A 24,536-nucleotide genomic window follows, 5' to 3' on the forward strand; every position below is an offset into this window, starting at 1 on the left:
GCTATGCACGATGAGCGAAAAGGTATTTAACCTCCCAGATGTTGGTGAGGGTCTCACCGAGGCCGACCTCGTGACCTGGCTGATTAAGGTGGGCGACACAGTAGAACTGAATCAAACCATCTGTGAGATTGAGACCGCAAAGAGCCTGGTAGAGCTGCCGAGCCCGTTTGTGGGCACGGTCACAGAGTTAATAGCCCAGGTGGGTGACACAGTGCCTGTCGGAGCACCGCTTCTGAAGGTTGACGACGGGGTTGTTGCTGCGGCGACAGGGGAGAGCGCACCCGTTAGCGACGAGGATGCAGAGATCGCTGAGGCTGTTGCAGATGTTAGCGCAGGTGTGAACGAAGAGAAGCAGGCTGTGCTCGTTGGTTACGGGAGCCAGGTGCCTGCGCGCAGTCGGCGCAGAAGCGGGGGAGAGCCGCTGCTTGGCGCGAAACCGTCGGTTGCAGATTCATCACCCGTTTTGGTGAAACCACCGATCCGTAAACTCGCGAAAGACTTGGGCGTTGATCTTGCGAGTGTGCGCGGCTCGGGGATCGGCGGCGAAGTTTTGCGCGACGATGTTGTGCGTCACGCCTCGCAGGCGAGCGTGTTCCGCAACCTGGATACGCCCGAAGCGGCGAGCTCTCGTGAAGAGCGGATTCCGGTCAAGGGTGTGCGGAAGACGATAGCGAATGCAATGACTGCAAGCGCCTTCAGCGCTCCACATGTGAGCGTTTTTACTGAAATAGATGCGACGCGCACGATGGAGTATGTCAAACGTTTGAAAGCATCGCCTGATTTTGCCGGGGTGAAAGTGTCGCCTCTGTTGGTGATGGCGAAAGCGATTATTTGGGCGGTGCGCCGCAACCCAATGGTGAACTCAACCTGGACAGATGAAGAGATTATCGTTCACAATTTTGTGAATTTGGGGATCGCTGCTGCAACGCCACGCGGGCTCCTTGTGCCCAACATCAAAGAAGCGCAGGATCTGTCGATGCTCAATCTGGCGAAGGAAATCGAAAAGCTAACGCTGACTGCGCGCGAGGGCCGCACCACGCCTGAGGAAATGGCTAATGGCACGATTACGGTTACCAACATCGGCGTTTTCGGAATGGACACCGGCACGCCTATCCTGAACCCGGGGGAGGTTGCGATCGTTGCCATGGGCACGATCAAAGAAAAGCCGTGGGTTGTGAACGGTGAGATTCTGCCGCGCATGGTGACAACCGTGGCGGGCTCCTTCGACCATCGCGTTGTTGATGGTGATGTTGTGTCGCGCTTTATTGCCGATGTTGCCTCGGTTATTGAGGAGCCCGCACTCCTGCTTGACTGAGTACTTTGCGTGACAGCGCTGCTAATTGTTTCACGTGAAACAATTAGCGGCAGCAGAGTTAATCATGAGGTTCTTGGTGCAGCGTTAGCGGTGCGCACTAGTTGCGCAACTGCCGTTGCTAAGATTTAGTAGTTATACCGATTTAATTCAAGGAGCATCTGTGAGCACTGCGCGTGTGACGTGGAATGGTGAACTGGTTCAGGAAGCAGTAGATCTGCTCGATGAGGGCGGCAAAATTATTGTCAGCCCAACCAAGGTTGGTTACATCATTATGACAACAGACCTGGCGGGTCTGGAACGCAAGTTTGATGTTAAAAACAGAAAGCGCAACAAGCCTGGTGTGGTGCTGTGCGGCTCGATGGAACAGCTCAAAGAGCTTGCTGAGATGACTCCGGAGATTGAAAAGTTTTACCAGATGCACTGGGATCAGGATGTGCTGATGGGCTGCATTCTGCCGTGGAAAGAAGAAGCTAAGCAGAAGTACATCCCGGAGGGCGCTGCTGAGTTAATGACGGATGTGCGCGGCACCAGCTGCTTTGTCATCCGCTTTGGCACCCCAGGCGAGCAGATTGTTGCTGAGCGCTGGGCGAAGAGCAACGCGCTGTCTTTCGCAAGCTCAGCAAACCCTTCAGGGCAGGGCAACCGCGGTCTTGTTGAGGGGATCGGTGAGCGGATCGAAAACGGTGTTGACCTGATTATCGAGGGCAATGACTACGTTGCATCGATCCAGCCAGACGCAACCCCAGAAACCCGTTACGAGCAGGGCGTGATGGTGTCGTTTGTTGATGACGATGGCAACCTCGTGCCTGAGCAGCACGGTGAGCGGGATGTTACCCCAGCTCCGATTCTGATTCGTAAGGGTGTGTATCTGCCGCAGATCCTCGAAAATCTCGCAGAGTGCTTCAATAGCTGGGATTACAGGCACGGTCATTACTACTAAGCCGACACAGTAAAGGTGTTTAACAGCCCGGTTCGCGCGAATCGGGCTGTTTTGTTTGCGGCATAGCTAGACAATAACTACCGCGCCCAAAGCGGCGTTTCGGGCAGCCGATATAGATGTGCAATAGGCTGTAATCTATGACGCAAACAGTTGAGCTGCAGCAGCTCATTGACCAGTTGCTGCAAACCGCCGGGGTGCAGCAAAACGAGAACTTGGTGCGGCAATTAGTGGACACCTCCCTCGGGCTCGGGAGGGATCCGGCCAGCCGCCTGAATATGAAAATATCTGCTGCAGCACTGCAAGAGATGCGCGCAGCCTTCAACATTTTTGAGCGCTTTGCTGAGGTGCCCAAGGTTAGTATTTTCGGATCTGCCCGCACCGCGCTCGACGATCCAACAGCCGAGCAGGCGGAAACGGTGGCGCGTCGCATGGCGGATTTGGGTTGGATGTCGGTGACCGGCGCAGGCCCCGGCATTATGGAAGCAGCCGCACGCGGTGCTGGGCCGCAGAAGGCGCTGGGTGTTTCGATCCGCCTGCCCTTTGAAGAGGAGCCGAGCGAAGTGCATGCGAACGGCAATCAGCACGTCGCGATGAAATACTTTTTTACCCGCAAGTTGATGCTTGTGAAAGAGTCGCGCGGATTCGTGTGCCTGCCCGGTGGCTTTGGCACCCTCGACGAAACTTTCGAGCTGCTCACCCTGCAGCAAACCGGCAAGATGATTCCTGCGCCAATAGTGCTGCTCGATCGACCGGGCGGCACCTTCTGGCACGGGCTGCAGAAGTATGTAACCGAGGAGCTTGAAGCAGGCGGCTTGATAACAAAAGGTGATCTCGATCGCGTGTTAATCACCGAATCGGTAGATGCGGCAATCACCGAAATTACAACATTCTGGCGCAACTATCACTCGATTCGCTGGATCGATAACACCCTTGTATTCCGGCTGCGTAACGACCCAACAGAAGCAGAAATAACACAATTGAATGAGCAGTTTGGGCCTCTGCTTGAGAGCGGCCAGTTTCAGCGCACCGCTGCCCATCCGCTGGAAATCAAAGACATGGATGTGCCGGATCTGCCCAGAATTAAAGCGGTTTTCGCGAAACGGAAAGTGGGCGAATTGCACCGTGTGATCCGCACCCTGAATAACTTCAAGACACCCGCAGTTTCGCTCGACTAGAGTTGTTAGCATGGCTGATTCATCATTTGACGTAGTAAGCAAGATCGACCATATGGAGGTCGAAAACGCGACCAACCAAGCGCGCAAAGAGCTTGAGCAGCGTTATGACTTTAAGGGTGTTGGGGCTGAAATAACGCTCAGCAAAGAGCAGATTTTAGTGAAGGCAAACAGCGAAGAACGCGCCCTCGCAGCGCTTGATGTGCTGCAGTCAAAGTTTGTGAAGCGCGGCCTCTCACTAAAGTGTCTCGACGCAGGAGAGCCATACGCGAGCGGTAAGGAATACCGGATCGAAGCAAAGCTAAAAGAGGGGATCGACCAGAAGACCGCGAAAGAGCTGAACAAGCTCATTCGCGATGAGGGGCCGAAGAGCGTGAAAAGCCAAATTCAGGGTGACGAGCTGCGTGTTTCTTCAAAGAGCCGGGACGACCTGCAGGCAACTATCGCCCTGCTGAAAGAAGCAGATGTTGAGGTTGCCCTACAGTTCGTGAACTTCCGCTAAGGGGTCGTAAACATGGTTGAAAACCTACTCGCGCCCGAGCCAACCCTGCTCCCAGACGAGCCAGAAGTGCGTGACGCGCTCGCGGCTGTCACAGGCGACGATGCGGCACGCTTGAGTGCTGTCGCTAAGGTGGTGCAGCAGCATCCAGAATCCTCCTTAGCGTGGGCGGAGCTTGCGAACCTTGCCGCAGTGGCCGGCGACGACTTGAACGCCTACGCCTACTCGCGAATTGGCTACCACCGCGGCCTTGATGCCTTGCGGAAGAACGGCTGGGGTGGTGTGCGACAGGTGCCGTGGCGGCACGAGCCAAACCGCGGAGTGCTGTTGGCTTTTTATGCGCTAGCGCGATCCGCAGCAAAAATTAGCGAACAGGGTGAGCCTGCGCGCCTTGTTAAACTATTGGAGGACTCAGATTCAGCCGCGATAGCTGCAATCGAGGCTGCATTAAAAGAACAGGGATACCCTCTCTTAACCGCCGCTGACGCGGCATAGCGAAAGGAGCGCGCCCAGATGCCTGCTCTGTTGATTTCCGGCGCCCAATGGGGTGACGAAGGTAAGGGTCGTGCTACCGACCTGCTCGGCAGCAAGGTCGATTACGTAGTTAAATTCAACGGCGGTAACAACGCCGGTCATACGGTTGTTATCGGCGATGAAAAGTATGCCCTGCATCTGCTGCCATCTGGCATTTTAACCCCCGGTGTTGTGCCGGTGATAGCTAATGGCGTGGTTATTGATCTTGGGGTGCTAAAGCAGGAGCTCGACGCGCTATCGAGCCGCGGGGTTGATGTGTCGCGTCTGAAGGTGAGCGCTAACGCACACGTGATAACCGCGTATCACCGCACACTCGACAAGGTTACAGAACGCTTTCTCGGAAAGCGACAGATTGGCACCACCGGGCGCGGTATTGGCCCCACTTACGCCGATAAAATCAACCGCGTCGGCATCAGAATCCAAGATATTTTTGACGAAAGCATTCTGCGTCAAAAGGTTGAGGCTGCGCTCGAGTTTAAGAACCAGGTGCTGGTCAAAATCTATAACCGCCGTGCAATTGAGGCAGACGAGGTTATTGCAGATCTTTTGAGCTATCGAGAGATGCTTGAGCCGATGGTGTGCGACACTTCACTGCTGCTGCACCAGGCGTTGGAAGACAATAAAACTGTGCTGTATGAGGCAGGGCAGGCAACCATGCTCGACATCGATCACGGCACATACCCGTTTGTGACCTCATCAAACGCGACAACCGGTGGTCTTATCACCGGTTCGGGCATCGGCCCGCAGCATCTGACCCGGGTCATCTCGGTGATTAAGGCATACACCACGCGAGTTGGTGCAGGGCCCTTCCCGACAGAACTCTTTGACGAGAACGGTGCATACCTGGCTGAAAAAGGTCACGAGTTTGGCACCACCACAGGGCGCCCGCGCCGCTGCGGTTGGTATGACGCACCGATTGCGCGCTATGCTGCGCGAATCAACGGCGTGACAGATTTTGTTTTAACGAAGTTAGATGTGCTTTCCGGGTTGGAAAAGATTCCGGTGTGTGTTGCATATGATGTGAACGGTGTGCGATATGAAGAAATGCCGGTAAACCAGAGCGACTTCCACCACGCGAAGCCGATCTATGAAGAGTTTGACGGCTGGACGGAAGATATCTCAGACGCCCGCACTTTCGAGGATCTCCCAGAGAACGCGCAGAAGTATATTCGTGCGCTCGAGGCGATGAGTGGCGCGCGTTTTAGTGCGATTGGTGTTGGCCCCGAGCGTGAGCAGGTGGTAGTGCTGCACTCGCTCACCGACGACTAACAAGCTGCGACAGAGGTTTAAATTGGCTGACCAAGAAGCAACAACGGCAGCAGACGTGACGCAGCAGCTAAAGCGTTTGCGCGGCTCAATCGATAACATTGACGCGGCGCTTGTGCACATGCTCGCCGAACGTTTTCGGTGCACACAAGAGGTTGGGCTGCTGAAGGCGCAGCACAGGCTGCCGGCGAGCGATCCGGCCCGCGAAGACTGGCAGATTGCGCGGTTAAAACAGCTTGCGATAGACGCTAATCTCGACCCGGAGTTTGCCGAAAAATGGTTTAACTTCGTGGTTGCCGAGGTGATTCAGCACCACAAGCGAATTGCCGCTGGTGCCGAATAGCGGCTTGCGGGCTGAGGTGTGCCGCTGTGCCCGGTAGTGAGTTAGTCTAGATCCGCACTAAAATCAGGCAGATCGTCAAGGTTAATATCAAGCTCGTCGAGAGCGTCAAAATCATCGTCGAGCTCGTCATCATAGTCTTCTTCTGCCGCATTCTGCGATCCGCGCGCGGCCGCAGCAGCGCCGAAGCTACCCAGTTCTGCCGCAGAAACACCGCTAGCTGTGATGAGAGAATCTAAGGCAGCGAGCATAGAATCTGCATCAACATCTGCGCTCGGGTCGGCGCTGACCGGCTCATCATCGCTCTCAGCGGTTAGGGGGTCAGCTGATTCCTCGCTGTTTTCATCCTCTGCGGCCGGGTCATCTGTGTCCGCGCCATCTGTGTCAGCGCCCGTGTCATCTGCAGAGTCGCTCAAATCTATGTGGTCAAAATCAGGATCGAGGCGATCGTCGAGAATCTCCTCCTCAAGATTCCAGATAGGCTCGCCAAAATCGCTCTCATCAAGCTGCTGCAGCAGATCCGCAAGCTGCTCGTCTTCTTCAGCAACCAACTCACGGGCGTGCGCCTGCACTGTCTCGCGCGCAGATTTAGCGCCCAAATCAGCGATCGCATCTTCTAGTGCCGTGCGATAAACTTCGACAACTTCGTTGATCTCTGCCTGGCTGAAGCGGCTCATCATGCTCCTCATCTGGTGTGAGTGGGTAGAAATAGCCTATCTAAGATATGGGGCGCACGAAAAAATTTTGCCAATAGTAACTTGCAACCGTAACTATCAAGCAGCGTGTGCGCGAGCGAGAGCGATTGCGTCTAACACCCGCTGTCGCAGCTGATTGCCGCGCAGCGCAAACCCACGCTGCAGCTCAGCATACTGTGCGCGACCTGCCGGGGTCTCAATCGGCACAGCTGCGTAGCCGTATTCGCTGATGTCATAGGGCGAGGCCTGCATATCAACCAGACGAATATCACGAGCCAGCTCGAAACAGTCGAGCAGCAGCTCGCCCGGCACGAGAGGCTCTAATTTTGCAGCCCACTTGTAGACGTCCATACCAGCGTGTAAACAGCCCGGCTGCTCAGTCTCAGGCTGGGTTTCGCGGGTCGGATTGAGTGTGTTTAATGGCGCTGCCGCGGGGGTAAAGAATCTGAAAGCATCAAAGTGCGAGCACACAATATAGCTGTCTTCTACAACCCGATCGGTCGCTAGGTGCCCTATCCGCAAGCGCAGGCCGCGGTGCCGCAGCTGTTCCGGTGTTAGTTTGTAGACCATCGCCCACTCGTGCAAGCCAAAACACCCAAAGCGCGGTGTGCGCTCAAGCGTCTGGCGCAGTAGGTTTTCAATGTAGTCGACGGTGCGCCCGCGCTTCTCCATAAACGCTGTCACATTCACCCACGCATCACTGCTTGTTTGCGGATCAGCGCCGCTGTAGTACTTCCACCCGCTGCGAGATGCGGCGCCATTTTCCAGAGTTACCCCAGCACCCGGATGCCAGGTTTTTATTTGGGCGGGCTTAAAAGGATAGTAGGTGAAAAGAAAATCCCAGATGGGGTGTTTTTCTCCGCGTGCCTTGCGCTCAAGATGCGCCCTCGTAAACTCGGTTGCGCGCGCAATATGGGCGCGCTCGCGCTCACGCCACACCGTCTCGGCTAGACGCTCACGATCCGCCCCCGATCGTGCTGCTGTAGCAGTCACCGCACAAAACCTCTGAGCGCGTCAAGCTGGCGGCGCTCACGCTTTGACGGGCGACCTGCGCCGCGCTCGCGGACAATCTCTGCGGGCCGTTCGGGTTTTGGCGGCAGTTTCGGAGTGAGATCGGTAAAGAGCGCAGCTGCCTCTGCCGCGCTGCCACGCTTGGTAGCGAAAGCCTCAACTCGATATATGCGCTCAACGGAATATAGGGTTGATCGCACAGTGTCGCCGAGTTTTAGATTATGCGCAGGTTTAGCGGTAGCACCGTTGACCTTAATATGACCCGCTTTGCAGGCGGCGGTTGCCTGTGAACGGGTTTTCGCGAGCCTTGCAGCCCACACCCACACATCGACACGCACACCTGACATGCAATCCAGTTTATGCAATAGGGCGCCAAATATGTTGTGCCTGACGCAGTGGGGAAGTAGCGCGCGTGGGCGGGTGGTGCCTAAGCAGCTGCCACAATGGAATTATGTCTGCCTACAAGACGATCGCTGAGACCGTGGATACTGAGCTGGAAATTCAACGCTCCCGATTTTTGACACGGTTAGTGCGGGTTGAGAGCGAAGAGGCGGCGCGCGAGGTGATCGCCAAGGTAAAAGCTGAGCATCCGCGTGCCCGGCACCACTGCACAGCGTTCGTGATCGGTCAAGATGCAAGACTCGCCCGCTCGAACGACGATGGTGAACCCTCGGGAACGGCGGGAGCGCCAATGCTGGAGGCGCTGCAGGCGGCGGGTTTGAGCGATGTTGTGGCTGTTGTGACCCGCTATTTTGGTGGTGTGTTATTGGGCGCTGCCGGGCTCACCCGCGCCTATCGTGCCGGAGTTGCCAGCGCCGTAGATAAGGCGCGCACTGTAATTCGGCAAGAACAGCAGCGGGTTACCGCAACAGTCACATACGAACAGGCAGGCCCGCTCACCGCAGCAGCACGCAGACTGGGGATCGCTGTCGGAGATGCAAGCTACAGCGATGTTGTTGCACAAGACTTCTGGCTCACAACAGACACAGATGCGGATCACCGGTTTCTTGAGCTTGTTGCTGCACACACCGCCGGCACCGGGCGAGTGGAGTTTAAAGAGATGCAATTCAGGGATCAAACTTAAGCCCGATATCAATTAATACACCACTAAGTTAGGCTTACAGTATGAATTTTTGGAGCGAGATTGTGGGCCAGCAAGACGCTGTTGCGGCGCTCGATCACGCTGCGAGCCCGGAGGGCGCTAACGATCTCGCGCACGCCTGGTTGATTACCGGGCCACCCGGGTCGGGCCGGTTTAATCTTGCGCTGCGTTTTGCTGCCGCACTGGTGGCACGTGACACAAGTGATGCTGCGCGCGCTCGCGAATACAGTGCGGTAGCTGCGGGCACACATCCTGATGTGCTGGTTGTGCGCACACAAACAAATCAGCTCGGCGTTGAGCAAATACGTGAAGCGGTCACCAGCGCCTATTATGCGCCGGCGGTGAGCCCCCGCAGAGTCATTGTGATTGAAGATGCGGATCGGATGAATACGGCTGCCGCAAACGCTGCTTTAAAGGCGCTGGAGGAGCCACCGCAAACCACAGTTTGGATCCTTTGCACACCAGCAGAGGCAGATCTTTTGCCAACAATTCGATCACGCACCAGGCTGGTGCGCCTGGTGACCCCCGATAGTGAGCAGGTCGCGCAGCTGCTGTGTGAGCGTGACGGAGTAGAGCCGTCGTTAGCGAGCCGGGCAGCGCAGCTCGCGCAGGGGCATATTGGTATGGCCAGGCGCTTGGCGATAGATGCAGAGGCAATGCAGCGGCGCGAGAAAACGGTGGAAATTGCGCTCGGTGTGCGCACTCTGCCAGAAGCGATGGCGGCCGCTGTGCAGCTGAGCGAAATTAGTCTTGCTGATGCAGAGGCGCTGGTAGCCAGGCAGCTGGATGCGGAACGTCGCGAGCTAATGCAGCAGATGGGTCTGCAGCTTGGAGATCCCGTGCCGGCAGAGATTCGTCGTGATATGAAGGCGATCGATGACACCGAAAAGGGGCGTCTGTCGCGCGGCAAAGTTGATGCGACAGATCGGGTGCTGCTTGACCTGTTGGCGCTCGCACGCGACCTTTTAGTGTTGCAGTTGGGTGCTAAACAGCCACTAATTAATAGTGCGTATCGTGACCGGATCGCAGAATATGCGGTACAGTCGCATCTAAAGGAAACATTGCAGCTTGCTGACACGCTTGAAAAAGCGCGGCAGCGGGTGGTGCGAAATGTGCGTCCTGAATTAGTTTTAGAGGCTGTTTTCGCAGCCATTGTGGCATATCGATATAGCAATAGAAAGTAGGTGTAACTGTGAGCAACCGAGGTTTTGGCTGGCGAAGTTTGGCAGCCGGCTCAGTGATTTTGCTGAGCCTGACGGGGTGCGTCTCAAAGGCGAGCGTTGACGGTTCTGCTGGATCTGCAGGCGGTGACATGCCGGCAGATTTCACAGAGCAGGAGGTTAAGTGGGAAGACTGTGGTGAGGGCCTAGAGTGTGCGACTGTGTTAGCGCCACTCGACTGGAACAACCCAGATATCAACGGGGAGACTGTTGAGCTTGCTCTGATGCGCAAGCCGTCAACAAACCCGAACCCGAAGGGCACACTATTTTTGAATCCGGGCGGCCCCGGCGCATCGGGTATTGAGTATCTAGAATATTCAGACGCTGCAGAGACCCTGCTTGATGAATTCAATCTTGCTAGCTGGGATCCACGCGGTGTGGGTGATTCAAGCGCGATCGAATGCTACACAGATAAAGAGCTTGACGATGCGCTCTTTAGTGTCGACCCGAACGACGCAGAAGCTGGCACGCAGGAGTGGCTGGATGATGTGTATGCCGAAAACCAGAAAATGGGTGCCGGCTGTGAGCGACACTCTGGCGAGCTCTACAAATATGTGGGCACAGACTCAACCGTGCAGGATCTCGATCTTCTAAGGGAGCTTGTCGGTGACGAGAAGCTGAACTATCTCGGTTTCTCTTACGGCACGTTTATTGGCGCGAAATATGCGGATCGATTCCCGAATAAAGCCGGGCGACTCGTGCTAGATGGGGCGCTTGATCCAACCGCTGACACAGCTGATGTTGTAGCTGTGCAGACAAAAGGTTTCGAGCTGGCGCTGACCAACTATCTCACCGCCTGCGTTGAGGGTGACTGCTGGTTTGATGGCACTGTCGATGATGGGAAGAAGATCATCGCAGATATGCTGGCTAAGGTAAAGGCAGAGCCACTAACCGGCAGTGATAGGCGTCAGGTGGGTGTTGATACCCTTCTGACAGCGATCGCCACACCGCTATACAGTGAAAACAACTGGCCGCTGTTAGATGACCTTTTCTCTGAGGTGCTCGAGGGCGGCGCAGATACAGCGCTCTATCTCGCAGATTTTTACTACAGCCGCGACAACGAAGATGGCACATACTACGATAACTCGCAGCAGGCGTTCATTGCGATTAACTGCCTCGACTACACGCAGTCAAAGCCTGATCTTGCGGCGATGCGTGCCGACGCTGAACAGCTTGCCGCTGCAGCACCACTCTTTGGCCCCTACCAGGGTTACAGTGATGCAAGCTGCTGGGGTTGGCCAGCTACCGCTGCCGATACGCGCACAGCTGTGACAGGTGCCGGAGCGCCTCCGATTATCGTGATTGGCACCACAGGGGATCCTGCTACACCGTATGAGTGGGCGGTTGCGCTTTCTGAGCAGCTTGAGAGCGGCACCCTGCTCACCTTCAAGGGTGAGGGCCACACTGCTTACGGTGGCAGCAGCAGCTGCATCAATAACGCGGTAGATTCTTACTTTAAGACGGGCGCAGTGCCTGAATCGGGCACCGTTTGTGACTAGCAGAGCGCCTGCGCTAAAGTAAATAATTGTGCCCTAGGGCACACATGCACCGCTTGCGGTGCTGGCCAACTTAGCTCAGTCGGTAGAGCAGCTCCCTCGTAAAGAGCAGGTCACGGGTTCAATTCCCGTAGTTGGCTCCGATAGAACGTCACTCTGGATACAAAGATTTCCGGCCCGGCCGGGAAGTGTCCGGGGTGGCGTTTGCCGTTTTGGAGCGTTATTTGGGGTGGGGAGACCCGTCTTCGGTTTGTCGTCTTAATGATCCGCCAATAGCCAACCAGACAATGCCCCTCAGCTCCCATCCGTCAGCGTCTTTTGCTAATATATGTGACATGTCATCTATATCTACCTTTGCTGCAGAGCACACCATCGCAGCCCCACTAACGGCCATTCACGCAACATTGTGCGACATCGAAAACACCCCCTCCTGGAACCCGGCCTTCACCTCAGCGAAAGCCACCTCCACCCCTGGGAAATTCTCCATTCAGGCTCTGGGCCTACTACGCGGAACACTCGAGCTCAACCAGCAGGCTAATACAGTTCGCATGACCATCACACTGCCCGGCCTGCGAGAAGAAAGCTCCTGGCACCTCAGCAGCCAAGGCGCACGCACGCGGGTGCGCCACGAGATCTTCCAGCAGGGCCCACTGGTGGCGCTCATCGGCCAGCATGAGGCTAGCTTGGTCCCCGGCAAGCGATTGAGTCGACTTGCACAGGTAGTAACGACTGGAAGCCTCGCATGAACCGGGCCTCACAGCTATCAGACCACCCCCAACAGCTGCGCTACCTCATCCTCGCACTGCAGCGCCAGGGAAACCGCCAGCTCAACGCCGCTTTTGCCCACTTAGACTTGACTGCCGCGCAAGCCGAGGCCTTAGAAATCATCCACACATGCGGCCCGCTGAGCACCAAGGAAGTCGGCGCCTATCTGGTGTGCGAGCCAGGCAGCCCCAGCCGCCTGCTGGCAACGTTGGAAAGCAAGGGGCTCACCGTGCGTTCCACTTCCGACAGTGATAAACGCGCCACCATGCACTCACTGTCTCCCACTGGCAAGAAGGCTGCGCAGGAGGTGCTTTCCATCCAGCAAGATTTTAACCGCCAGCTTTCCCTTGACGTACACCATGTGGAATCCTCCCACCCGAACGACTTCCTGCAGCAGCTGACGGAACTCGTACAGGAGCGGGACCTGCGACAATCGCTCAGCAATCGCTTTCCAGAGCTGTTTGGTTAGCGGCACCCCAACGTCATCGGGCACGACCGTGAACCTGCCGCGGCAGTTATCGGCGGGCACCGCCGCTGCAGGCTTTCGGTTTGTGTTCATCCACCCCGGCCTGCGGTGTATAACCGGGGTGGCGTCTTCGCTGTTCTGGAGCTACACGGCCTTGCCTTGCTCTTGCGGGAGTATTGAGAACCGATAATGTGAAGACAGCGTGGCTTTTCGCGGTCGCTTCGAGTGTCGAGCTGAGGCGGTCAAGGCGGCGGCGATGTGCCACACTGGAGCAGGCGAGGAGAAGATGTGAACGAGCAGGTGCAGCTAGTTAAGTCGAAGCAGCGTGTGGCCGACCATGGCGAGGTTTTCACCCCGGAGTGGATGGTCAACGATATGCTCGACCTGGTTAAAGACGAGTCGGAGCGTATAGATGCGCGCGTGCTGGAGCCGGCCTGTGGTGAGGGTGCTTTCCTGCAGGAGATTCTGCGCCGGAAGCTCTCGACTGTGCAAGCCCGCTACGGTAAGAACGATTTTGAGCGCCGCCACTATGCACTCCTGGCCCTCATGAGCACCTATGGTATTGAGCTGCTCGCCGATAATGCTGAGATTTGCCGCGCTAACCTCCTGGCTATCTTCACGGATTTTATCGGTGAGGATCCTGACGGCACGTGGGCGGCGGCAGCTCGCGCAGTTCTTGCGCTCAATATTGCGCAGGCTGATGCTTTGACCATGGCGACCCCAAGCGGGGAGCCTCTAACATTTGCTGAGTGGGGTTATCTCGGAGCGGGTAAGTTTCAGCGGAGAGACTTCCAGTATCAGGATCTGACAAAGCGTGCAGCTTTTGGGGAAGACACCCTGTTCGGCGCCATGGACATCGCTGACATCTTCACCCCGGATACCTCGTTCCCTCCAATGACTGTGGCCGAGCTTGCCGCTAACGGAATGCAGCAGACATGAGCATCTCAAACCTCCTTCTGAGCAGCCACAATCCGGATGTGCTCACCTGCATCGCGAACCTCTCGAACGATGAAGTGTTCACGCCTCCAGAGATGGCTGCAGCGATGCTTGACCTCGCCGCTGAGGCATGGGCGCGTGACCATGACGGGGAGAGTTTGTGGGCGAACCCGAACGTTCGCGTGTTGGATCCGTTCGTGAAAACCGGGGTATTTCTACGGGAGGCGACCCGCCGTTTCAACGAAGGCCTCATTACCGTTATTCCTGATGCTCAGGAGCGGGTCAACCACATCCTCACCAAGCAGATTTACGGGATTGCTATCACTGAGCTCACTGCCCTCATGTCCCGCCGCAGTGTGTACTGCTCGAAGTACGCTGACAGTGAGCACTCCATCTGCACGGCCTTTGACACTCCAGAGGGTAATATCTGGTTTGAACGCACCGAGCACACCTGGGATGACAAAACCGGCACACGCGAAAGCCGTATTGATCCACTCTCCGGCAAGGAAATCTTTATCCGCACTGGCCGGCGCTGCTCGTACTGTGGGGCCGGGGAAGAGGACTATGGGCGCGGCGAGGACCTCGAGACCCACGCCTACGCCTTCATTCACACTGATGACATTAAGCAACGCATTAGCGAAATATTTGGAGACGACATGCACTTTGACCTTATCGTCGGCAACCCTCCCTACCAGCTCTCCGATGGAGGTTTTGGCAAATCGGCAGCCCCCATCTACCAGAACTTTGTTGAGCAAGCTAAGGCCCTCGATCCTAGGTATCTGACGATGATCGTTCCCTCACGATGGTTCGCTGGAGGCAAGGGTCTAGATGAATTTCGCGCCGCAATGCTCAACGACCGACGGCTCCGCGCTCTGGTCGACTACCCCAAGCTTTACGAGGCCTTCCCTGGCGTGAAGATCCGGGGCGGAGTCTCTTACTTCCTGTGGTCACGTACTTATGATGGACCATGCAGTATCCAGACCATGTGGGATGGGAAACCCACAGGCCCAGCGGTGGAACGCTACTTGAACGAATTTGATGTTCTGGTTCGACGAAACGAAGCAGTGCCGATCCTGAAGAAGGTCCTGGCCCGGCGCGAGGAGTCGATAGAAGGCCAGATTTCATCGCGTAAGCCATTCGGATTCCGGACCTTCTTCCACGGGAAGGAATCACCACGATCCATGCAGGACCCGATCAAGTTATTTGGCTCGCAGAAGATTTCGTGGATTGAACGTGACGAGATCCCGGCCCATCCAGAATGGATCGATGACTGGAAAGTGTTCATGACAGCAGTTCAGGGCACGAGCGCGGCGGTGGAGACAATGTTCCTGAGCCGCCCAATCATTGCTGAGCCCGGAACCGCATGTACTGAGACGTATATCATGGTAGGAAGCTTCGATTCGCGCGAGGAAGCAGAGTCACTTGCCAGCTACCTTCGAACTCGCTTCGTCCGCTTCCTTGTATCACTAAGGAAATCAACACAGCACGCCACCAGGAATGTTTATTCTTTTGTTCCCGCCCAGTCCTGGGACCGCGAATGGACGGATGAGGAATTGTATGCCAAATACGGGCTGACCGAGGAGGAGATCGCGTTCATTGAGTCGATAGTGCGCCCGATGGAGGATGACTGATGCCCAGGCGGGATGAGGAGCTGCTTCCCGCAAAACCCTCAGCGCGGCTGCGGATCTACGCCTGGTCTCCGAAGAATCCGCCAGCCAGCTATGCGGGGCTCATCAAGATCGGCCAGACGACCAAAGAGGATGTGCGCGAGCGGATCCGCCAGTCGCAGGGGCAGATGCAGCAGGAGTTCACCCTGCACGCCGACATCATTGCTGAGCGTGAGGACGGCAGCATCTTTCGTGACAAGGAGGTCATCCAGCGACTGAAAGCAAAGGGGTTTGAGAACCCACACTTTGGGTCAGCGACCGAGTGGGTGCGCTGCAAACCCGCTGATGTGCTCACTGCTATCGCAGAACTGCGCACCGGCGTGGAGTACACGGGCGAGCGCTACCAGACCTTCGCGATGCGCCCCGAGCAAGCCCGCGCTGTCGAGCAAACCCTTTCCTATTACAACTCCATCTGGGAGGAAGATCCGGGCGCGGTGCCGCGTTTCTTATGGAATGCGAAGATGCGCTTCGGCAAGACCTTCACCACCTACCAGCTCGCCAAACGCATGGGTGCCAAACGGGTGCTGGTGGTGACCTTTAAACCTGCCGTGCAAGACGCCTGGCGTGAAGACCTGGCTAGCCATGTGGATTTTGAGGGCTGGCGGTATCTGAGCGCGAAAACCCTCGATGAGGGTATCGAAGTTAGAGCAGATCAGCCTTTGGTCTACTTCGGATCCTTCCAGGACCTCCTCGGGCGTGACAAGAAGACCGGCCTGATCAAGTCGAAGAACGAGTGGATTCACACCGTCAACTGGGATCTGGTGGTTTTCGACGAGTACCACTTCGGTGCCTGGCGTGACAACGCCAAAGCTCTCTTTGAAGGTGAGGATGAGAAGGAAGCGGCCAAAGAGCTTAAGGCTGAGTATCACGAGGGGCTGACCGCCTTCGATGAAGAGCTCGACGAGCTTGGCAGCGATGAGGATGACTTTCTTCCCATCACGACCCGCTCCTACCTCTACCTCTCTGGCACTCCTTTCAAGGCACTGGCCACAGGCGAGTTCATTGAAGAGCAGATCTTCAACTGGACCTACACCGACGAGCAGCTTGCTAAGCGTCAGTGGGCTGCAGAGCATCCCGGAGAATGGAACCCGTATGCCGCACTACCGGAGATGCGTCTGCTGACCTACCGGATGCCCGATGACCTAGTGGCTATCGCGCATCAGGGTGAGTTTGACGAATTCGACCTCAACACCTTCTTCGAAGCCACAGGCAGCGGTGACAAAGCTAGGTTTGTTCACGAGTCGGATGTGCAGAAATGGCTGGAGCTGATCCGTGGCGAACACGCACCAACACAGATGGATATGCTCAAAGCCGGTGGCCGCCCGCCCTTCCCCTACGCGGATGCCCGGCTGCTTCCCTACCTCCAGCACTCGTTCTGGTACCTGCCGAACGTTGCTGCCTGCCAGGCTATGGCGAACCTGCTCGCCGCCCGACACAACACCTTCTGGCACCAATACCAGGTGATTGTCGCCGCTGGAGCGGGCGCTGGAGTTGGGGTTGAAGCACTCCCACCCGTGCGTGAGGCGATCGGGGATGGGCACGATACAAAGACCATCACGCTCTCGTGCGGCAAGCTCACCACCGGGGTGACCGTCAAACAGTGGTCATCGATCCTCATGCTGCGCAACCTGACCAGCCCGGAATCCTACTTCCAGGCTGCTTTTCGGGTGCAGTCCCCGTGGGCGATCAAGAACCCCGATGGAGATGACCCAAGCCGGGAGGAGATCCTCAAACCCGTGGGGTTCGTTTTTGACTTCGCACCAACCCGCGCTCTGCACCAGATCGCCGACTACGGCACGGGGCTGCATCCGGAGGCGAAGAGCCCCGAGCACGCTGTCGCCGAGCTCGTCAACTATCTACCGGTATTAGCCTATGACGGTGCGTCGATGCAGGAGATAGACGCGGGCGAGGTGCTCGACATCGCCATGTCTGGCACCTCAGCCACCCTGCTGGCGAAGAAGTGGGAGTCTGCGATCCTCGTTAACGTCGACAATATGACGCTCAAGAAGATTATGAACGACGAGCGAGCTATGGAAGCGATCCTTAATATCGAAGGCTTCCGCGCGCTGGGTGCTAACATCTTCGAGACCGTGGTGAACAAGAGCGAACACGTGTCGAAGACGAAGAAGGAAAAAGGCGACTCGCTGACCGCGAAAGAGAAGAAGGAGCTGTCAGCTGAGGAGAAGGAGTATAGGTCCAAGCGTAAGCAGATCCAGGAAAAGCTCATCAAGTTTGCCACCCGGATCCCTGCGTTCATGTATCTGACCGACTTTAGGGAGAATACGCTCTACGATGTCATCACCAAGATTGAACCTGAACTGTTTAAACGGGTCACCGGCCTATCCGTGGAAGACTTCAACCTCCTGGTGAACCTGGGGGTCTTCAACTCCATCCACATGAACCAGGCGGTTTTTGCGTTCCGCCGCTACGAGGACGCCTCACTGTCTTATGTCGGTTACGCCTCCCATGCGGAGCAAAATCGCCGGGAAGACCTCCATAAAGTTGGCCTCTACGACACCGTCATCACCCTCGAAACGCCTTAGACTGCCCTGACTGTCTCAGCCCGGCGCTCGAAATGGGCGCCGAGACTCGCTGTCTTCAATTATCGGCTCTCGCCACTCTCAGAAGAGCCAAGCGGGCCCGTGTTCCGACACGGGTTTTCGAGTTGTTATGAGGCAGTCGAGCAATGTAGCTAAGACCAGAGGTCAAGTTCACGCCAATTCTCAGGTGCCCCGAGGCGGTGGAAGGAGACGAGGTGGTTGTGAGGATAGCTTTCCAGAACACCTGCGAGGTCAGGTACGCCGTTTCCTGTTCCCAAAACAGCATGCAGATACTGTATAAGGCTGAGCTGGCCAAACACAAGATGTGAGACGTTCTCAACTGGCTTCATGCGAGGGTCATCGATCGTCTTTGGTTTAATGTCGAACACTCGCGTGAATAAGCGAGCATGATGAGCCGAATAATTTCGCAAGATATTGAGTGATTTCAGCCATGACTCCAATTGAGGCCCGCGCATATTGCACTCGCGCGCTATCTGATTGCGAGCGGGGTTGGGAGCAAATCTGTACAGGTGGGAGAGCATTCCCCAATCCATGACTTCAACAGCCACCCAGATAGGAAGATCTCCGTCATATTGGCTGCGGTGGTGCTTAACGAAGTCTTCCCGCGAGTTACGCAGCGCTTGATGATATTTCTTTATCCACTCGTTATGCTCAGTATCCTCCTTTTTTCGTTTTGAAGGATTGTTCGCGGTAGCGCTGAGCTTTGATGCATCGAGTGCCAGTAGCCCGATAGCCGATAGTAGTTGTGAGTGCGCAGGGCATTGGCAGCATGAGCGAGATCGTCGATGCTCATTCCTCGTGACTGGAGGATGCTGACCTGTTCCTCATAGCTCTTGAACGGCTTTATCCCCATGCAACCTCGTGAAGATAGAAAGGGACCGGCCCTGGACTGCCACAGAGATGGGCAGCGGAACCGGTCATGTTGACACCTATGCTAGCACACCGATGCTGAGCGCACACTAGATCACAATTGCGCCAAGGGTTTGACAATCTCGGCACATGATGACCAATTTTTAGCGCAGCCAGCCCCTAATTGAGTGTCACGGCGGCAACTACCGAGTGAAACACACTGCAGGAGAGCAGGAAGCCGTGCTTTTGAGACGCTAGCGGCGTTTCAGTAGCGCGTTAAAAACTCCGCGCACCACCTCGCGCACCACTGTTTGCCCGGTGCGGCTGCCCAGCACCTGCTCGAGTGTGCTTTTCTGGCTTCGTGCGGTGGTTCGGGTTGTTGTGCGGCTAGGGCGTGGCAGCGACTCTGGCGGGCCGTAGCTGCGTGCCTGATCCTCAACTGGAACTTCTGCGCTGTTAGTGCCGTTCGCGCTCTGATTCATACGGTTTGCAAGAATTTCGTAAGCGCTTTCCGGGTCAACCGGGGTGCCATATTTTGCGAGCAGCGGTGAAGCTGCAACAGCTGCCGCAATTGTTTCCGGTGCTGTCGGATCCATGCTGCCCTGCGGTGCCCGCATTCTGGTCCATGCGGTGGGTGTCGGCGCACCACTCTCGCTCAACACCGTAATAATAGCCTCGCCGGTGCCCAGTTGGGTAAGCACATTTTCAAGCTTGTAGCCGCTTTGCGGATAGGTTGCAGAGGCCGCTTTTAACGCTTTCGCATCATCAGGAGTGTGCGCGCGCAGCTGATGCTGGATCCGCGACCCGAGCTGCGCGAGCACATCATTTGGAATATCTTTCGGGCTTTGCGTGATGAAGAATACACCCACACCCTTTGAGCGAATCAGTCGCACAGTCTGCACAACCTGGTTCACAAACTCCTTCGATGCGCCGTTAAACAGCAGATGCGCCTCATCGAAGAAAAACACGAGCTTTGGTTTTTCAAGATCACCAACCTCAGGCAGGGAGTTAAAGAGATCGGCGAGCAGCCACATCAGGAATGTCGAGAATAAACGCGGCTCATTGGCGACACCCGGCAGCTGCAGCAGCGACACAATGCCCCGGCCGTCGGAAGCAAGCCGCAGAAAATCGTTTGCGTCAATCTCTGGCTCACCGAAGAAAACATCGGCCCCTGAGGCAGCAAAGTTAGACAGCTCACGTAAGATAACACCCGCAGTTTGTTTCGAGACGCCGCCAAGAGAGGCGAGTTCTTCCTTGCCTGCCGGGCTTGTGAGGTGCATGAGCACGGCGCGGAGGTCTTTCAGATCGACAAGCGGCAGACCGTTGGCGTCGGCGTATTGAAAAACTAGTGACAGGCTCGATTCTTGCGTGTTGTTGAGCCCTAAAATCTTTGCAAACATCAGCGGGCCGAAACTGGTGACCGTTGCGCGAATTGGCACACCCTGCCCGCGCCCACCGAGTGAGTAGAACTCAACAGGAGATGCGGCCGGCTGCCAGTTTTGACCGATTCCTGCGGTGCGGGCAAGCAGTTTTTCGCTCGCCGTGCCAGGCGATGCAACACCAGACAGGTCACCCTTCATATCGGCGGCAAAAACCGGCACACCGTTGGCGCTCAGCTGTTCAAGCAAAATCTGCAGGCTCTTGGTTTTCCCCGTGCCGGTCGCACCCGCAATAAGCCCGTGCCTGTTCAACTGTGAAATTGGAATGCGGATCTGCACCTCAGGCAGCGCCTCCCCATTCACCAGTGCGCCAAGCTCAAGCGCGACCCCCTCAGAGCGGTAACCAGCCTGCACCGCAGCAACCTGCGCGGGGTTTAAAGGCCCCAAACCCGTGCCGGCAGGTGGGGTAGCGTGCGGTGTCGCTGAGTCATCTTGTGGGGTAACCATAGTGACAGAATACCGCCCGCGCCCTCCAACACCGCAGACTAAACTAGTAGCCATGCCAACAAACTTCCGTTTAGCGTCTGTCAACGTCAATGGGGTGCGTGCCGCATACCGGAAAGGTATGGCAGAGTGGCTCGCAAACAGCGGTGCAGATGTGGTTGCGCTGCAAGAGGTGCGCGCCACAACCGAACAGTTGACTGAATTAATTGACGACAGCTGGCATATTGAACACGATGCGGCTGCGGCGAAGGGGCGCGCGGGTGTTGCGCTTATCAGCCGGGTTGCGCCCGATGCTGTGCGACGCGGGGTGGGGGGCGCTGCGGCGCACTCTGACGGTCGCTGGCTGGAGGCAGACTATACGATCGACGGTGAGCAGGTTACAGTCGTGAGCGTCTACATGCACTCAGGCGAGGTTGGCACAGAGCGGCAAGAGCAGAAGTGGGCGATGCTTGACGCAATGAGCGCGCGCCTAGCCGAGCTCACCCAAGAGCGCGACCGTGTTGCTGTTGTGGGAGACCTCAACGTCGGCCACCGCGAGCTCGATATTAAGAACTGGAAGGGCAACAGAAAAAAGGCGGGCTTCCTGCTTGAAGAGCGCGCCTACTTCGACGCATTCTTTACACCGGCAGGTGAAAAAGCCCAAACAGTGGACGGATCGGAGCGCGCAGGCCTCGGCTATATCGACGTTGGCCGCACATTTGCTGGTGAGGTTGAGGGGCCATACACTTGGTGGTCAAATCGCGGTCAGGCGTTTGACAACGACACCGGATGGCGCATCGACTATCACGTTGTCACTCCGGCGCTGGCATCAGCTGTCACCAACTATCGGGTTGATCGGTATCCGAGCTACGATGCGCGCTGGAGCGATCATGCGCCGGTTGTCGCCGACTACCGGCTGGCATAGGGTAGCCGACCGATCCTCAAGCAAGTTTTCAGACGAAAGTAAAAAGATGAATAAACCAGTGATTTTTTCGGGTATGCAGCCGTCTGCTGATTCGCTGCATCTTGGTAACTATGTGGGTGCGCTAACCCAGTGGGTTGAGCTGCAAGACAGCTTTGACGCGTATTTCTGTGTTGTAAACATGCATGCGATTACCGTTCCGCAGGATCCACAGGAGCTGCGCGAGCGCACCCGTCGCACGGCAGCACAGTACATTGCTGCCGGCATAGACCCCGCAAAATCGACGCTGTATGTGCAGAGCGACGTGCCAGCGCACGCAGAACTCGCGTGGGCGTTTAACACGATCACCGGTTTTGGTGAGGCCGGGCGCATGACTCAGTTTAAAGATAAGTCGCAGCGTTACGGCTCTGATTCAACCACGGTGGGGCTTTTCACATACCCGATTCTGATGGCGGCCGATATTCTGCTCTATAACGCAGACATTGTGCCCGTTGGTGAAGATCAACGCCAGCATGTTGAGCTGACCCGCGATATCGCGCAGCGTTTTAATCAGCGTTTTGGCGACACTTTTGTTATTCCGGAAGCGCAAATTCAGCAGGGCACAGCAAAGATTTTTGACCTGCAGAATCCGACAGCGAAAATGTCGAAATCAGCTGAGAGTGATGCGGGTTTGATTAACGTGCTTGATGATCCCGCAAAAACTCGAAAAAAGATTATGCGCGCGGTCACCGACACCGATGGCGAGATTCGCTTTGACCGCGAAAACAAGCCGGGAGTTTCAAACCTGCTCACGATTTTTGCGGTGCTGGCTGGGCGCTCAATCGAGAGTATCGAAGCAGAGTATGCTGGCCGCGGCTACGGTGATTTGAAGAAGGGCCTCGCTGAGGTTGTTGAAGCAACCTTCTCGCCGATTCGTGAGCGCACCAACGAACTGTTGAGTGACCGGGCAGAGCTTGACCGTTTGCTCGCAGGCGCAGCAGAGCGCGCTAATGCGGTTGCAAACGCAACTCTGGATCGTGTCTACAAGGCGATGGGCCTGCGCTAAAACCCACCTAAACCGCACACAAATTTGGGTAGTATGCGTGCGGTTACCGGTAAAAGAAGCGCGTTAGCCAATTTAAATAAAGGGAGATACGACTGCGGTGTTGAACGGTCAGCTGCTAGAGGAGGCGATGCAGCGCGCCTGCGTTATCGCGCGTCGCGGCCCCGCTGACACCCCCAACCCGCAGGTCGGATGCGTGTTAGTTGATGCTGCGGGCCGCATCGTTGCTGAGGGCTGGCATTTGGGCTCCGGCACCCCGCACGCTGAAATTGCGGCGCTTGCGACAGCTCGGGCGCGCGGCGTCACAGATTTTAGCGAGCTCACCGCCGTGGTCACACTAGAACCCTGCAACCACACCGGCCGCACAGGCCCCTGCGTTGCAGCGTTAAAAGCGGTGCGGATCGGCGCGGTAGCGTTCGGTTCAACCGACCCCGGCGCGCTATCCGGCGGCGGAGCGGGTGCGCTTGCGGCAGCCGGGATACCCGTTAAGGCCGGAGTCGGGAAACTCAGCACAGATGTTTTGCGCAGTGACTGGCTGCGTCGTGTGGGAGGCGGCAGTAAGACGGGCAACCTGGGCGGTGCGGCAGGCGCAGATGCACTATCTCGCCCGTACACTATTGCAAAATGGGCGCAGACTGTAGACGGGCGTGCGGCCGCAAGCGACGGCAGCAGTCAGTGGATAACCGGCGCCGCAGCCCGCGCCGATGTGCATTTACGCCGCGCGGCAGCTGACGCTATCGCAGTGGGCACCGGCACCGTGCTCGCAGACGACCCGAGCTTGACAGCGCGTGGAGTTAACGGTGAGCTGCTTGTGCCGGCCAGGGAGCAGCCGCGACCCGTGATCTTTGGCAAACGCGAGATTCCCGCCGCGGCGCGGGTAAACAGTCACCCGGCTGGCGCGCCGATCCGCAAGCATGGCACAGATTTGCTGAAAGACCTCAATGAGCTTAAGGCGCAGGGGATAAACACTCTGTTTGTTGAGGGTGGGCCGACTCTGATTAGTGCGCTACTCGCGCTAAACCTTGTTGATGAGTGCCTGATCTATATTGCGCCCGCGCTGCTCGGCGGCAAGCGCCACGCAATTGGTGATATTGGTGTGGAATCAATTGCGGAAATTAAACGTTTTAGTGCGGTGGAGACGCGCCAGCTCGGCGACGACCTGCTGGTGCGCTTGGTTATGAAGGAGGCACTTGGTGTTTACGGGGCTGATTGAAGCTACCGGTGAGATTGTGGCGATTGAAGCAGCTGGTGACGGTGTTCGCCTGACGGTGCGTGGTGCGGAAGTGCTCACCGATGTGCAGCACGGTGACTCTATTGCTGTTTCGGGTGTCTGCCTCACCGCGGTGGAGTTTAATAAAGAGCAGTTCACTGCCGATGTGATGGAGCAGACCCTGCGTCTTTCAACACTCGGGCGTGCGCAGATTGGTAGGCGCGTGAATTTAGAGCGTGCTGCGAAGGTGGGCGCCCGCTTGGGTGGTCACATTGTGCAGGGGCATATTGACGGCATCGCCGAAGTGCTTAAGGTGCGCCCGGGCGACAAGTGGCGGGTGCTGCGTTTTTCACTGGCAGCAGAGCACGCGCCGCTCGTTGTTGATAAAGGCTCAATCACTGTTGACGGGGTTTCGCTCACTGTTTCTAAGGTGTCTGATGCTGCGACGGCGGCCGACCAGCAGTGGTTTGAGGTGTCGCTAATTCCGGAAACACTCAGCGCAACCACCCTCGGAGAGCGTAAAGTGGGAGACGTTGTAAATATCGAAACAGATATTCTTGCGCGTCATGTTGCGCGTTTGACAGCTTTCGGATCGCGCGTAACAGGCGGTGCTAGGCTGCACGACGCCGCGCAAACTACTGAAATCCAGGATGGAGCAGAATAACC

Annotated in this window: 24 protein-coding genes and 1 tRNA gene; 20 read left to right on the forward strand and 5 right to left on the reverse strand. The window is 56.7% G+C overall.

Going from position 1 to position 24,536, the window contains the following annotated elements; genetic code table 11:
- The first annotated feature begins 10 nt into the window (after positions 1 to 10).
- The 7 genes from HCR00_RS06480 (at position 11) to HCR00_RS06510 (ending at position 6,069) form a co-directional block, all read left to right on the forward strand.
- The gene (locus HCR00_RS06480) at positions 11 to 1,315 is read left to right on the forward strand and encodes a dihydrolipoamide acetyltransferase family protein (RefSeq protein WP_167143844.1); all 1,305 of its coding nucleotides are present in this window, start codon (positions 11 to 13) and stop codon (positions 1,313 to 1,315) included.
- A gap of 160 nt (positions 1,316 to 1,475) precedes the next feature.
- The gene (locus HCR00_RS06485) at positions 1,476 to 2,255 is read left to right on the forward strand and encodes an L-threonylcarbamoyladenylate synthase (protein ID WP_166987770.1); all 780 of its coding nucleotides are present in this window, start codon (positions 1,476 to 1,478) and stop codon (positions 2,253 to 2,255) included.
- A 137-nt stretch (positions 2,256 to 2,392) separates the two neighbouring features.
- Positions 2,393 to 3,430 (forward strand): LOG family protein, encoded by a 1,038-nt coding sequence (locus tag HCR00_RS06490; RefSeq protein WP_167143847.1) that lies wholly within the window; start codon positions 2,393 to 2,395, stop codon positions 3,428 to 3,430.
- A gap of 10 nt (positions 3,431 to 3,440) precedes the next feature.
- Positions 3,441 to 3,929 (forward strand): YajQ family cyclic di-GMP-binding protein, encoded by a 489-nt coding sequence (locus tag HCR00_RS06495; protein ID WP_166987764.1) that lies wholly within the window; start codon positions 3,441 to 3,443, stop codon positions 3,927 to 3,929.
- A gap of 12 nt (positions 3,930 to 3,941) precedes the next feature.
- Entirely contained in the window at positions 3,942 to 4,421 is a 480-nt protein-coding gene (locus HCR00_RS06500; RefSeq protein ID WP_166987761.1) for a DUF3151 domain-containing protein, read from the forward strand.
- Between the two features lie 18 nt (positions 4,422 to 4,439).
- Complete coding sequence (locus HCR00_RS06505; RefSeq protein ID WP_167143850.1) at positions 4,440 to 5,729, forward strand: adenylosuccinate synthase; 1,290 nt, start codon at positions 4,440 to 4,442, stop codon at positions 5,727 to 5,729.
- Between the two features lie 22 nt (positions 5,730 to 5,751).
- Entirely contained in the window at positions 5,752 to 6,069 is a 318-nt protein-coding gene (locus tag HCR00_RS06510) for a chorismate mutase (protein WP_243854583.1), read from the forward strand.
- A 41-nt stretch (positions 6,070 to 6,110) separates the two neighbouring features.
- Here HCR00_RS06510 and HCR00_RS06515 read toward each other — a convergent pair whose 3' ends face one another.
- The 3 genes from HCR00_RS06515 to HCR00_RS06525 all read right to left on the reverse strand — a co-directional run bounded on the left by HCR00_RS06515 (position 6,111) and on the right by HCR00_RS06525 (position 8,119).
- Positions 6,111 to 6,743: a hypothetical protein gene (locus HCR00_RS06515; RefSeq protein ID WP_167143853.1), complete on the reverse strand. Its 633-nt coding sequence runs from the start codon at positions 6,741 to 6,743 to the stop codon at positions 6,111 to 6,113.
- A gap of 96 nt (positions 6,744 to 6,839) precedes the next feature.
- Positions 6,840 to 7,754: a 3-methyladenine DNA glycosylase gene (locus HCR00_RS06520; protein ID WP_167143856.1), complete on the reverse strand. Its 915-nt coding sequence runs from the start codon at positions 7,752 to 7,754 to the stop codon at positions 6,840 to 6,842.
- A complete protein-coding gene (locus HCR00_RS06525) occupies positions 7,751 to 8,119 on the reverse strand; it encodes an RNA-binding S4 domain-containing protein (protein ID WP_167143859.1) in 369 nt (122 codons plus the stop codon). Before HCR00_RS06525 ends, HCR00_RS06520 begins: the two co-directional genes overlap by 4 nt.
- Positions 8,120 to 8,223: 104 nt before the next feature.
- Between HCR00_RS06525 and HCR00_RS06530 the strand changes: the two genes are divergently transcribed.
- The 9 genes from HCR00_RS06530 (at position 8,224) to HCR00_RS06570 (ending at position 17,967) form a co-directional block, all read left to right on the forward strand.
- A complete protein-coding gene (locus HCR00_RS06530) occupies positions 8,224 to 8,856 on the forward strand; it encodes a YigZ family protein (protein WP_208317316.1) in 633 nt (210 codons plus the stop codon).
- A 41-nt stretch (positions 8,857 to 8,897) separates the two neighbouring features.
- Positions 8,898 to 10,058, forward strand: coding sequence for a DNA polymerase III subunit delta' (locus HCR00_RS06535; RefSeq protein ID WP_167143862.1), 1,161 nt, complete (start codon positions 8,898 to 8,900; stop codon positions 10,056 to 10,058).
- An 8-nt stretch (positions 10,059 to 10,066) separates the two neighbouring features.
- Positions 10,067 to 11,593, forward strand: coding sequence for an alpha/beta hydrolase (locus tag HCR00_RS06540; RefSeq protein ID WP_167143865.1), 1,527 nt, complete (start codon positions 10,067 to 10,069; stop codon positions 11,591 to 11,593).
- Positions 11,594 to 11,657: 64 nt separating this feature from the next.
- A tRNA-Thr gene (locus tag HCR00_RS06545) sits at positions 11,658 to 11,730 on the forward strand.
- 195 nt (positions 11,731 to 11,925) lie between these two features.
- Positions 11,926 to 12,336 carry an SRPBCC family protein gene (locus HCR00_RS06550; protein ID WP_166987737.1) on the forward strand — a complete coding sequence of 137 codons (411 nt, stop codon included), beginning with the start codon at positions 11,926 to 11,928 and terminating at the stop codon, positions 12,334 to 12,336.
- Positions 12,333 to 12,824 (forward strand): MarR family winged helix-turn-helix transcriptional regulator, encoded by a 492-nt coding sequence (locus HCR00_RS06555; protein ID WP_167143868.1) that lies wholly within the window; start codon positions 12,333 to 12,335, stop codon positions 12,822 to 12,824. The genes HCR00_RS06550 and HCR00_RS06555 overlap by 4 nt, the downstream gene beginning before the upstream one ends.
- A 285-nt stretch (positions 12,825 to 13,109) precedes the next feature.
- Positions 13,110 to 13,760, forward strand: a complete 651-nt coding sequence (locus HCR00_RS06560; RefSeq protein WP_167143871.1) for an N-6 DNA methylase — start codon at positions 13,110 to 13,112, stop codon at positions 13,758 to 13,760.
- On the forward strand, positions 13,757 to 15,388 hold the full coding sequence (locus tag HCR00_RS06565) for an Eco57I restriction-modification methylase domain-containing protein (RefSeq protein ID WP_167143873.1): 1,632 nt from the start codon (positions 13,757 to 13,759) through the stop codon (positions 15,386 to 15,388). The genes HCR00_RS06560 and HCR00_RS06565 overlap by 4 nt, the downstream gene beginning before the upstream one ends.
- Entirely contained in the window at positions 15,388 to 17,967 is a 2,580-nt protein-coding gene (locus tag HCR00_RS06570) for a DEAD/DEAH box helicase family protein (RefSeq protein ID WP_167143876.1), read from the forward strand. The genes HCR00_RS06565 and HCR00_RS06570 overlap by 1 nt, the downstream gene beginning before the upstream one ends.
- A gap of 149 nt (positions 17,968 to 18,116) precedes the next feature.
- Here HCR00_RS06570 and HCR00_RS07035 read toward each other — a convergent pair whose 3' ends face one another.
- Both HCR00_RS07035 and HCR00_RS06580 read right to left on the reverse strand, forming a co-directional pair.
- Complete coding sequence (locus HCR00_RS07035; protein WP_208317318.1) at positions 18,117 to 18,716, reverse strand: Abi family protein; 600 nt, start codon at positions 18,714 to 18,716, stop codon at positions 18,117 to 18,119.
- A 372-nt stretch (positions 18,717 to 19,088) separates the two neighbouring features.
- On the reverse strand, positions 19,089 to 20,720 hold the full coding sequence (locus HCR00_RS06580) for a helicase HerA-like domain-containing protein (RefSeq protein WP_243854584.1): 1,632 nt from the start codon (positions 20,718 to 20,720) through the stop codon (positions 19,089 to 19,091).
- 52 nt (positions 20,721 to 20,772) lie between these two features.
- Here HCR00_RS06580 and HCR00_RS06585 point away from each other — a divergent pair, with 52 nt between their 5' ends.
- The 4 genes from HCR00_RS06585 (at position 20,773) to HCR00_RS06600 (ending at position 24,534) form a co-directional block, all read left to right on the forward strand.
- The gene (locus HCR00_RS06585) at positions 20,773 to 21,621 is read left to right on the forward strand and encodes an exodeoxyribonuclease III (RefSeq protein ID WP_167143883.1); all 849 of its coding nucleotides are present in this window, start codon (positions 20,773 to 20,775) and stop codon (positions 21,619 to 21,621) included.
- Between the two features lie 46 nt (positions 21,622 to 21,667).
- The gene (gene trpS, locus HCR00_RS06590; protein ID WP_166987716.1) at positions 21,668 to 22,663 is read left to right on the forward strand and encodes a tryptophan--tRNA ligase; all 996 of its coding nucleotides are present in this window, start codon (positions 21,668 to 21,670) and stop codon (positions 22,661 to 22,663) included.
- Between the two features lie 97 nt (positions 22,664 to 22,760).
- Positions 22,761 to 23,873, forward strand: a complete 1,113-nt coding sequence (gene ribD / locus HCR00_RS06595; RefSeq protein ID WP_243854585.1) for a bifunctional diaminohydroxyphosphoribosylaminopyrimidine deaminase/5-amino-6-(5-phosphoribosylamino)uracil reductase RibD — start codon at positions 22,761 to 22,763, stop codon at positions 23,871 to 23,873.
- Positions 23,854 to 24,534, forward strand: coding sequence for a riboflavin synthase (locus HCR00_RS06600; RefSeq protein ID WP_167143885.1), 681 nt, complete (start codon positions 23,854 to 23,856; stop codon positions 24,532 to 24,534). The genes ribD and HCR00_RS06600 overlap by 20 nt, the downstream gene beginning before the upstream one ends.
- Positions 24,535 to 24,536 lie beyond the last annotated feature (2 nt).

Origin of the sequence: Canibacter zhoujuaniae (genome assembly GCF_011752005.1) — a bacterium.
In the GTDB taxonomy this organism is placed as follows: domain Bacteria; phylum Actinomycetota; class Actinomycetes; order Actinomycetales; family Microbacteriaceae; genus Canibacter; species Canibacter zhoujuaniae.

Bases quoted from the DNA above. Each gene is read 5' to 3' on its own strand.
- HCR00_RS06480 (WP_167143844.1), top strand. From the start codon at position 11: ATGAGCGAAAAGGTATTTAACCTCCCAGATGTTGGTGAGGGTCTCACC.
- HCR00_RS06490 (WP_167143847.1), top strand. From the start codon at position 2,393: ATGACGCAAACAGTTGAGCTGCAGCAGCTCATTGACCAGTTGCTGCAA.
- HCR00_RS06495 (WP_166987764.1), top strand. From the start codon at position 3,441: ATGGCTGATTCATCATTTGACGTAGTAAGCAAGATCGACCATATGGAG.
- HCR00_RS06500 (WP_166987761.1), top strand. From the start codon at position 3,942: ATGGTTGAAAACCTACTCGCGCCCGAGCCAACCCTGCTCCCAGACGAG.
- HCR00_RS06505 (WP_167143850.1), top strand. From the start codon at position 4,440: ATGCCTGCTCTGTTGATTTCCGGCGCCCAATGGGGTGACGAAGGTAAG.
- HCR00_RS06515 (WP_167143853.1), bottom strand. From the start codon at position 6,743: ATGAGCCGCTTCAGCCAGGCAGAGATCAACGAAGTTGTCGAAGTTTAT.
- HCR00_RS06525 (WP_167143859.1), bottom strand. From the start codon at position 8,119: ATGTCAGGTGTGCGTGTCGATGTGTGGGTGTGGGCTGCAAGGCTCGCG.
- HCR00_RS06530 (WP_208317316.1), top strand. From the start codon at position 8,224: ATGTCTGCCTACAAGACGATCGCTGAGACCGTGGATACTGAGCTGGAA.
- HCR00_RS06535 (WP_167143862.1), top strand. From the start codon at position 8,898: ATGAATTTTTGGAGCGAGATTGTGGGCCAGCAAGACGCTGTTGCGGCG.
- HCR00_RS06550 (WP_166987737.1), top strand. From the start codon at position 11,926: ATGTCATCTATATCTACCTTTGCTGCAGAGCACACCATCGCAGCCCCA.
- HCR00_RS06555 (WP_167143868.1), top strand. From the start codon at position 12,333: ATGAACCGGGCCTCACAGCTATCAGACCACCCCCAACAGCTGCGCTAC.
- HCR00_RS06565 (WP_167143873.1), top strand. From the start codon at position 13,757: ATGAGCATCTCAAACCTCCTTCTGAGCAGCCACAATCCGGATGTGCTC.
- HCR00_RS06570 (WP_167143876.1), top strand. From the start codon at position 15,388: ATGCCCAGGCGGGATGAGGAGCTGCTTCCCGCAAAACCCTCAGCGCGG.
- HCR00_RS06580 (WP_243854584.1), bottom strand. From the start codon at position 20,720: ATGGTTACCCCACAAGATGACTCAGCGACACCGCACGCTACCCCACCT.
- HCR00_RS06585 (WP_167143883.1), top strand. From the start codon at position 20,773: ATGCCAACAAACTTCCGTTTAGCGTCTGTCAACGTCAATGGGGTGCGT.
- trpS (WP_166987716.1), top strand. From the start codon at position 21,668: ATGAATAAACCAGTGATTTTTTCGGGTATGCAGCCGTCTGCTGATTCG.